We start from the raw sequence: 7,148 nt of genomic DNA on the forward strand, positions 1-7,148 counted from the left end.
TGGAAAGAGGTCGTATTCAGAAAATTTTGTTAGGTGCGCTCTTACCATTAAGAATTTAATTCGCCACGGGTCGCACCTGTTGAATAGGCTAATTTTCCTGTCTTGGAATCAATAGCAGTAGAGTGGGCATCCTGCCCGCCCAAAAATAAGCATGAAACTGGCAAGATGCCAGTTCCACGCCCGAAAATAAGCATGAAACTGGCAAGATGCCAGTTCCACCCAAAGAGTGGGCATCCTGCCCGCCCGAAAATAAGCATGAAACTGGCAAGATGCCAGTTCCACGCCCGAAAATAAGCATGAAACTGGCAAGATGCCAGTTCCACCCAAAGAGTGGGCATCCTGCCCGCCCGAAAATAAGCATGAAACTGGCAAGATGCCAGTTCCACGCCCAAAAATAAGCATGAAACTGGCAAGATGCCAGTTCCACGCCCAAAAATAACCATTAAACTGGCAAGATGCCAGTTCTACACAAGATGCCAGTTCCACGCAAGATGCCCATTCCACGGGTCGCACCACTCCCGACCCCCGATTCCCTACTCCCTGTTCCCGATTCCCGATTCCCGATTCCCGATTCCCGATTCCCGATTCCCTACTCCCGATTCCCTACTCCCTGCTCCCTTTGCTCCATGTTGAGAATACCAAGCAGAGAGTGCTAGGTGATGTACTTCTAACCAAGAGCAGTTATTGTCCTTGGCTAACTTAGCGCAATCTTGGTATTCTGGGTGGACATTCATAATTGTTTTGTGAGGTGAGCGATCGCTCCAAGCCACTTTGACACTAATTTGGCCATACTTAGTCTGTACCTGCTGGATTTCCCGAGGTAAGATCGCTCTTTGCTGAGTCAGACGTCGCACTCCTAAGGTAGTGGTTTCTCGGAATAATACTGCCTGACAGGCGTCTAGATCTTGAGGATGACAGATCACACTAAGCAGGATACCTGGTCGAGATTTCTTCATGCCAATCGCTTGAGTAAACACATCCACAGCACCAGCGTTAAATAACTCCTCAAAGACATAGCCAATGGCTTGAGGATTGAGGTCATCAATTTGAGTCTCTAGCACTGAGATAGTTTCTAGGGAAGAGTTAGCAGAAGAAGAGTTAGCAGAAAGGGGTGACTGGTGTAGGGTTTGTGGGGGTAAGTTTGACGGTTTAACCTTGGACTTGCTAAGCTTGACGGCTTCTGAGGACTCACCAATCCACAATCGCAACATATTGGGAATGGGTAATTGTAGAGAACCAGCACCATTACCTATTTTGTGGATAGTCATTGCTGGTGGTGAACCAAAGCTAGTGGCTAAGGTAACCGCAATCGCTGCTCCCGTTGGTGTTACTAATTCCCGCTCAATCCCATTACTGTAAACTGGCACCTGACGGGATTCCCACAATTTTAGTACTGCTGGTACTGGCACCGGTAGCCGACCATGAGCTGCCCATACTGTCCCGCCACCAGTGGGCAGTGGAGAACAATAGATTTGGTCAATTCCTAGCCAATCTAAGCCTAAGCAAGTACCGACTATATCGATAATGGCATCGGTAGCGCCTACTTCATGGAAGTGAACTTTGTCTGGGGAAATACCATGAACGGCTCCTTCGGCTTCTGCTAGTTTCCGGAAGATAGCAAGACTCCACTGGCATACTCTTGAGGGTAATTTTGCTGCTGTAATTAATTTCTCTATGTCTGGTAAGTGTCGTGTGGGATGATGATGATGATTCTGCTCAGGTGTACTGATATCTCTTATCCCTGACCTGTGTTGATGGTGGTGTTCATGGCCGTGTTCATGGTGGTGTTCATGGCTGTGTTCATGGTGGTGTTTCTGTTGATGGTGATGATGCTGATGGTCTTGATCTGGTAACTCTACATCAACTTTGGTTGCCAACTGACCATTGTGGTGTACTTGGCTAAGTTTTAAGTGATACTCTTGCTCAATTCCGAGTGCTGCTAGCTTTTCCACTAAATATTCCCACGGTACACCCGCAGAAACTAGTGCTCCTAGGCACATATCACCAGCAATTCCAGTGGGACAATCTAAGTAAGCTAGCTTTGTCATTCTAGATCCTATTGATTAAGACAAATTAATTAAAACAAATTAATTAAGACAAAAGGATTTGGAGCAATTCATCCCCCACAAACCCTACAGGTCTAGATCAGGGAATTATGGCCAGATCTTGCTAACTATACTGACCTCTGAGTCAGAAAAAGCCAAACTGGCAACACACTTAGGTGGCAGTAGTTTTTAATCCTTTGGCAGAACCGTGTCTATATCTGGCCTTGGTGAATTTTCCCAAGGTTAGGCTTTAGCAATTCAATATTGAGGAATTCAACAATATTTATGGCTACTATTTATACTATCCATCCGGAAACACCTCAAATACGTCGAATAGAGAAAATAAGAGAGTATCTCGAAGATGGTGCAGTGATGCTCTATCCCACTGACACTGTCTATGCGATTGGTTGTGATTTACATGTGAAGTCCGCAGTGCAACGAGTTAGGCGCTTGAAGCAACTATCCAATGATAAACCCCTGACGTTTTTGTGTTCGTCTCTGTCAAATATTGCTAAATATGCTCGGGTAAGTGATCCAGCTTACCGGATTATGAAGCATTTGATTCCTGGACCGTATACCTTCTTGTTACCAGCAACCAAGTTAGTACCTAAGCTGGTGATGAGTCCCAATCGTAAAACTACTGGTATCCGAGTCCCAGATCATAACGTTTGTCAGGCGTTGCTTTCAGCTCTAGGTCATCCAATTATTTCTACCTCGGCTCATCTACCCAATGAGGATGGTGATACTCCAACGGTGGGATTGGAACGGGCTAAACTATTTGATGCTCTCGATGGTCTCGTAGACATCATTGTGGACAATGACTTAGAACCGGGATTTCAAGTCTCAACTATCCTCGACCTGACTGGTTCAGAACCGATGATGGTGCGGCAGGGTTTGGGATGGGAGGAAGCGTACGCTTGGATTTAGGTAGTGCTTTAGCTAGTGATTAACTAGTCAGCTCAGGTTGGGTAATGAGAGTATCAAGCACCACTTGACTACAACAAAACCTTAGTCGTTTACGGAAAAGTCATCACTAGTTCAGTCAGTTTCTGGATTGACCACTGCTCAGGTTTTGGTCATCCTAAATCAGCTTGATGGTCGAAAGTCTTGAACGCTATATCTAGTAAGGATTTCAGCCTTAGGTAATCCTACGGAAACTACAGGAGTGCTAGGGGTTAAAACTAGTCAGCTGAGAGAGTCACACACTCACCCGATCAGGGCTAGACTCACGAGTCTACATTTAGGGTGGACAAGGACAAAGGACAGCGAACCACTCCAAGGTTTGTAGATCACATTCACACACATTTCCTCTGTTGCTTGTTTCATGGCAATTCTGTGAATCTATTTTTGGGGGCAATACCATGCAAGTCAAAACTGTTACTAATAATCAAAATTCCGCCACTAACAATCAGGCTCCGGAAATTACTCTAGATAATCAAACCCAAAACTTGACCCAGGTCTTAGTGGAGGAACTCCAGTCGGAAATTGGAACTAAATCCAGAAGTATTCAAGCGGTTGCCCACCGGATCACCTTGGAGGTAGAACGGATTTGTTCTAAGAGCGATCGCATCCAGAATTCCGGTGAAATTGATACTTGGAAGTTGAATCTAGCACGTCACCGACTGCACAAGTGTCTGTCATACTACAAACTAGGTTCTCGGCAGGGTCGTGTGGAACTCCATAGTACCCTGAGTACCATGGTTTATCGCCATGTGGCACCGTCCCAATCTCAGTTAAACTTTTCTGCTCGATACAATTTGATTGAGGACTTTTTACAGGACTTTTACGCTGAGTGCCTCAAAGCCTTCCGCCGGGAAAATCCTGTTGATTCTGACTACACTCCCCGTACCCAGCTAGAACTAGCAGAGTACATGGGCTTTAGTGAGCAATATGCTAAGCGACGCATTACCCTACGAGGTCGCGGTAGCCAGCAGTTGATTGTACTCAGAGCACAAAGCTTTTCCCGACGTCAGCCTAATGAAACCCCTGTGGATATTGAACAGGCTGTGGAGTATGGTAGGGATGAAGAAGCCCAAGAGCACAACCGTTCAGCTACTGTACAACAGGTACGCTCAAACCTGATTGAGAAAACCATTGACCCCAGCGATGCTGTTTTACGCGATCGCATTATCTCTGAGTTGATCAAATACCTAGAGTCTAACGGTCATAATGACTGTGCTGATTATCTAGTGCTAAAGCTGCAAGACCTTGCTGCACCAGAGATTGACGAAATCATGGGTCTAACACCCCGTCAGCGGGATTATCTACAACAGCGCTTTAAGTACCATGTAGAAAAGTTCTCTCGTTCAGCTCAGTGGAAATTGGTACACCAATGGCTAGGAGCAGACCTGGATCAAAAACTAGGGATGTCATCGAAGCAGTGGGACACCTTTGTGGCCCAACTCGATAGCCAACAGCTAGCGTTACTGCCCCTGAAACAGGCGCAAAAGAGTGATCAAGAAATTGCCAAAGCCCTCAAGTGTACCCAAAAACAAGTGCAAAAGCGCTGGACTAAGGTTTTGGAACTAGCTTGGAAGATTCGTAACTCAGAAATTGGCCATGGCAATTAGACTTACATCTCCTTGGAGCAACTAACTAAGGAGGAGAGTTAGGTAAAGGTTAAGTAGTTATGCCAACACCGACAAAGTATTAAGTTTGCTAAGGTTATGTTAACAACTGAAAACTCGTACCGCGTATTTCTATTTATTTTTATTCTAGGTTTTAGGCTAATGGAATTCGGGATTAGGTACACCAGGGGCAGTTGACAGCCTCCGTGCTCAAGTCGGGGCGCTTCATAGGCTTGTCAGAAGCATAGAGCGATTAAACCTAGAGCGATTAAACCTAGAGCGATTAAACCATTGGCCTAGACCCTTAAAAGTATTTCGCGGCTGCAGATCCAATCTGGTCAATCAACCAATAGTCATTACAGTAAGTATCTATGGTAGTCAATATTGCTCAAGGGTCTGCTTCACCTAAGATAGCAGCAAAAAATCAACAAGCTCTCCGGCAAGTGTGGGAAACGATTGAGCCTGATAGCTGTCCCTATCGCTACAATTTCCATATGCACACGATTTACTCTGATGGTCGGCTCAAACCGGAAGAGTTGATCAAGCAAGCAATTACCATTGGTCTTAAGGGACTTGCCATCACCGATCACCATTCCGTTAGTGGTTATCAAGTTGCTCAAGCTTGCATAGAAAAATGGCAGCAGGAGTCATCTTTCTGTGATTCATTACCCCAGTTCTGGACTGGTGTCGAAATTACCGCCAACCTCCTGAATAATGAGGTTCATATCCTTGGCTATGCTTTTGATCCAGAACATCCTAGTTTAAAGCGCTATTTCACTGGCATCGCACCAACTGGAAATGATGCTGAGGCTGGTGCAGTGATTGATGCTATCCATCAGGCTGGTGGTTTAGCAGTGTTGGCTCATCCAGCCCGTTACCGTAAGTCAGCAGATGAGTTAATTGCTGCTATAGCCAACTTAGGCATTGATGGTGTTGAAACTTACTATGCCTACACCAATCCTGAACCCTGGCAACCTAGTCCAAAACAAACTAAGCAGGTGAAACAGTTGAGTGCTACCTACAATCTATTTAATACCTGTGGCACTGATACTCATGGGTTAAGCTTGCTCAAGCGTATTTGAAACGGAAATCTATTTTGACTTCTGTCGTTGTGGTCAATATCACTAAACAACAACTTCAGCCGTAAACTGGTATACATTTAGCGATACATTCACCAGTGTCATCTGAGATATAGTTATCACCTCAGAAGTTGACTAGTTACGGCTGGGTTGTTTTCAAGGCTGGGCTATCTTAGGCCGTGGGAGAAATGGGATGCTCCAAAAGAGCCGCTACGGGAACGCAAAAGCAGCAGCCATTTTGCATAAAAAGTTTGCGCTCATCGATTCGATACATATAAAAATTAATTGGTCAAAGTCTATTAATCGACTGATAGTTCAGATTGATGGGACTTTTGGTATCTATCAATACTGTGAATAACTTTTTATTTCTGGGAATTATATAAGTAAGCTCTCCTGAGATAGCTCAGGTAGCTAGAGCTTGAGACTATAGCTTCAGCCACGACTGTTTAAGCCATTACATGGTGATTGGCAGTCGGAAAATCAGCTGGATAAGTTTCAGCTCAGACTCTGGATTGAGAAAGTGGTGCGACAAGGCGCGATGTTCTGTCGCCAAGGGAACGCGCACCCAGAGATAGGAAGGAAAAAACCGTTTTTGGAGAAGACTATGATTAAGCCAGAAAAAGATTTTTGCTTCTGTACTTTAGCTCTCCGTAGTAAGTATCGCTCTCTTGCCAAGGAACTAGCAGCAGATTTAGAAAAGTATGCTCCAGGAAAATTATTAATAGTTGCCACAGATGATGTCAAGGATTTTGATAACTGTAAGAACGTTGTAGCGTTTAAACATCAGCAAACAGGAATTCTTCATTGTTATCATGACAAACGCTTTGAGATTGAGAAGGCTTTGTCAAGGTTTTCTGTTGCTATACAAATTGATGCTGACACCAGAATTATAGGTAGCTTACCTGAAACTCTTGAAGTACTACCTGGAATTACGGCAGGACATCAAGGAAATCTTATCGAGCATGTAGAAAAGTATAATCCAGAACGATTAAAGCCCCTTAAACAGATAGCCTCTAAGTTAGATATCCCCTTAGACAAAGCAATTTATATAGGAGAATCTTTATTTTTTGTTTCTAAAGATGGTGGCAAAGAAAAAGAATTTATTAAACAATGGGGTATGATCGGGCGCTATTTTGAGTTAAAAGGTATTCATGCTGGCTCAGGTATTACCTTAGGACTAGCTGCTGCTAAGGCAGGATTGAGTATTACCAGAAGTTCTAGCTGGGACAAGGTTTATGAAGTCAAGAAACATCTAGATGCTTCTCATGAAAAAACACAGAAAACGTTTTGGGCTTCTTTGAAACGCAAACTGGGCTATCACTATAATTTTAATCGAGCCAGAGTAGCAGCATTAAAAGATTTTGAATTTTACTACCGATAATATACAAGTTATCAATTCGGTGTTTTAGGGAGTAGGGAGTAGGGAGTAGGGAGTAGGGAGTAGGGAGTAGGGAGTA

7 protein-coding genes are annotated in these 7,148 nt (G+C 44.3%); 5 read left to right on the forward strand and 2 right to left on the reverse strand.

Annotation, left to right across the window (positions count from 1 at the left end; genetic code table 11):
• Positions 1-47 precede the first annotated feature (47 nt).
• Entirely contained in the window at positions 48-413 is a 366-nt protein-coding gene (locus AC4II3_RS14285) for a hypothetical protein (protein WP_488029377.1), read from the reverse strand.
• A 1-nt stretch (position 414) separates the two neighbouring features.
• On the opposite strand from AC4II3_RS14285, the gene AC4II3_RS14290 reads away from it, so the two are divergent.
• The gene (locus AC4II3_RS14290; RefSeq protein ID WP_488014502.1) at positions 415-633 is read left to right on the forward strand and encodes a hypothetical protein; all 219 of its coding nucleotides are present in this window, start codon (positions 415-417) and stop codon (positions 631-633) included.
• On the opposite strand, the gene larC is transcribed toward AC4II3_RS14290, so the two are convergent.
• Entirely contained in the window at positions 534-2,048 is a 1,515-nt protein-coding gene (gene larC, locus AC4II3_RS14295) for a nickel pincer cofactor biosynthesis protein LarC (protein ID WP_488014500.1), read from the reverse strand. The two genes, AC4II3_RS14290 and larC, sit on opposite strands and share 100 nt — an antisense overlap.
• Positions 2,049-2,330: 282 nt before the next feature.
• On the opposite strand from larC, the gene AC4II3_RS14300 reads away from it, so the two are divergent.
• The 4 genes from AC4II3_RS14300 to AC4II3_RS14315 all read left to right on the forward strand — a co-directional run bounded on the left by AC4II3_RS14300 (position 2,331) and on the right by AC4II3_RS14315 (position 7,072).
• Positions 2,331-2,972 (forward strand): L-threonylcarbamoyladenylate synthase, encoded by a 642-nt coding sequence (locus tag AC4II3_RS14300; protein ID WP_293082849.1) that lies wholly within the window; start codon positions 2,331-2,333, stop codon positions 2,970-2,972.
• Between the two features lie 434 nt (positions 2,973-3,406).
• Positions 3,407-4,615, forward strand: a complete 1,209-nt coding sequence (locus tag AC4II3_RS14305; protein WP_488014498.1) for a HetZ-related protein — start codon at positions 3,407-3,409, stop codon at positions 4,613-4,615.
• A gap of 368 nt (positions 4,616-4,983) precedes the next feature.
• Positions 4,984-5,694, forward strand: a complete 711-nt coding sequence (locus AC4II3_RS14310; protein WP_488014496.1) for a PHP domain-containing protein — start codon at positions 4,984-4,986, stop codon at positions 5,692-5,694.
• A 601-nt stretch (positions 5,695-6,295) separates the two neighbouring features.
• Positions 6,296-7,072: a hypothetical protein gene (locus AC4II3_RS14315; RefSeq protein ID WP_488014494.1), complete on the forward strand. Its 777-nt coding sequence runs from the start codon at positions 6,296-6,298 to the stop codon at positions 7,070-7,072.
• Positions 7,073-7,148: the final 76 nt, after the last annotated feature.

Source organism: Moorena sp. (genome assembly GCF_982860115.1).

Bases quoted from the DNA above. Each gene is read 5' to 3' on its own strand.
- AC4II3_RS14290 (WP_488014502.1), top strand. From the start codon at position 415: ATGCCAGTTCCACGCCCAAAAATAACCATTAAACTGGCAAGATGCCAG.
- larC (WP_488014500.1), bottom strand. From the start codon at position 2,048: ATGACAAAGCTAGCTTACTTAGATTGTCCCACTGGAATTGCTGGTGAT.
- AC4II3_RS14300 (WP_293082849.1), top strand. From the start codon at position 2,331: ATGGCTACTATTTATACTATCCATCCGGAAACACCTCAAATACGTCGA.
- AC4II3_RS14305 (WP_488014498.1), top strand. From the start codon at position 3,407: ATGCAAGTCAAAACTGTTACTAATAATCAAAATTCCGCCACTAACAAT.
- AC4II3_RS14310 (WP_488014496.1), top strand. From the start codon at position 4,984: ATGGTAGTCAATATTGCTCAAGGGTCTGCTTCACCTAAGATAGCAGCA.
- AC4II3_RS14315 (WP_488014494.1), top strand. From the start codon at position 6,296: ATGATTAAGCCAGAAAAAGATTTTTGCTTCTGTACTTTAGCTCTCCGT.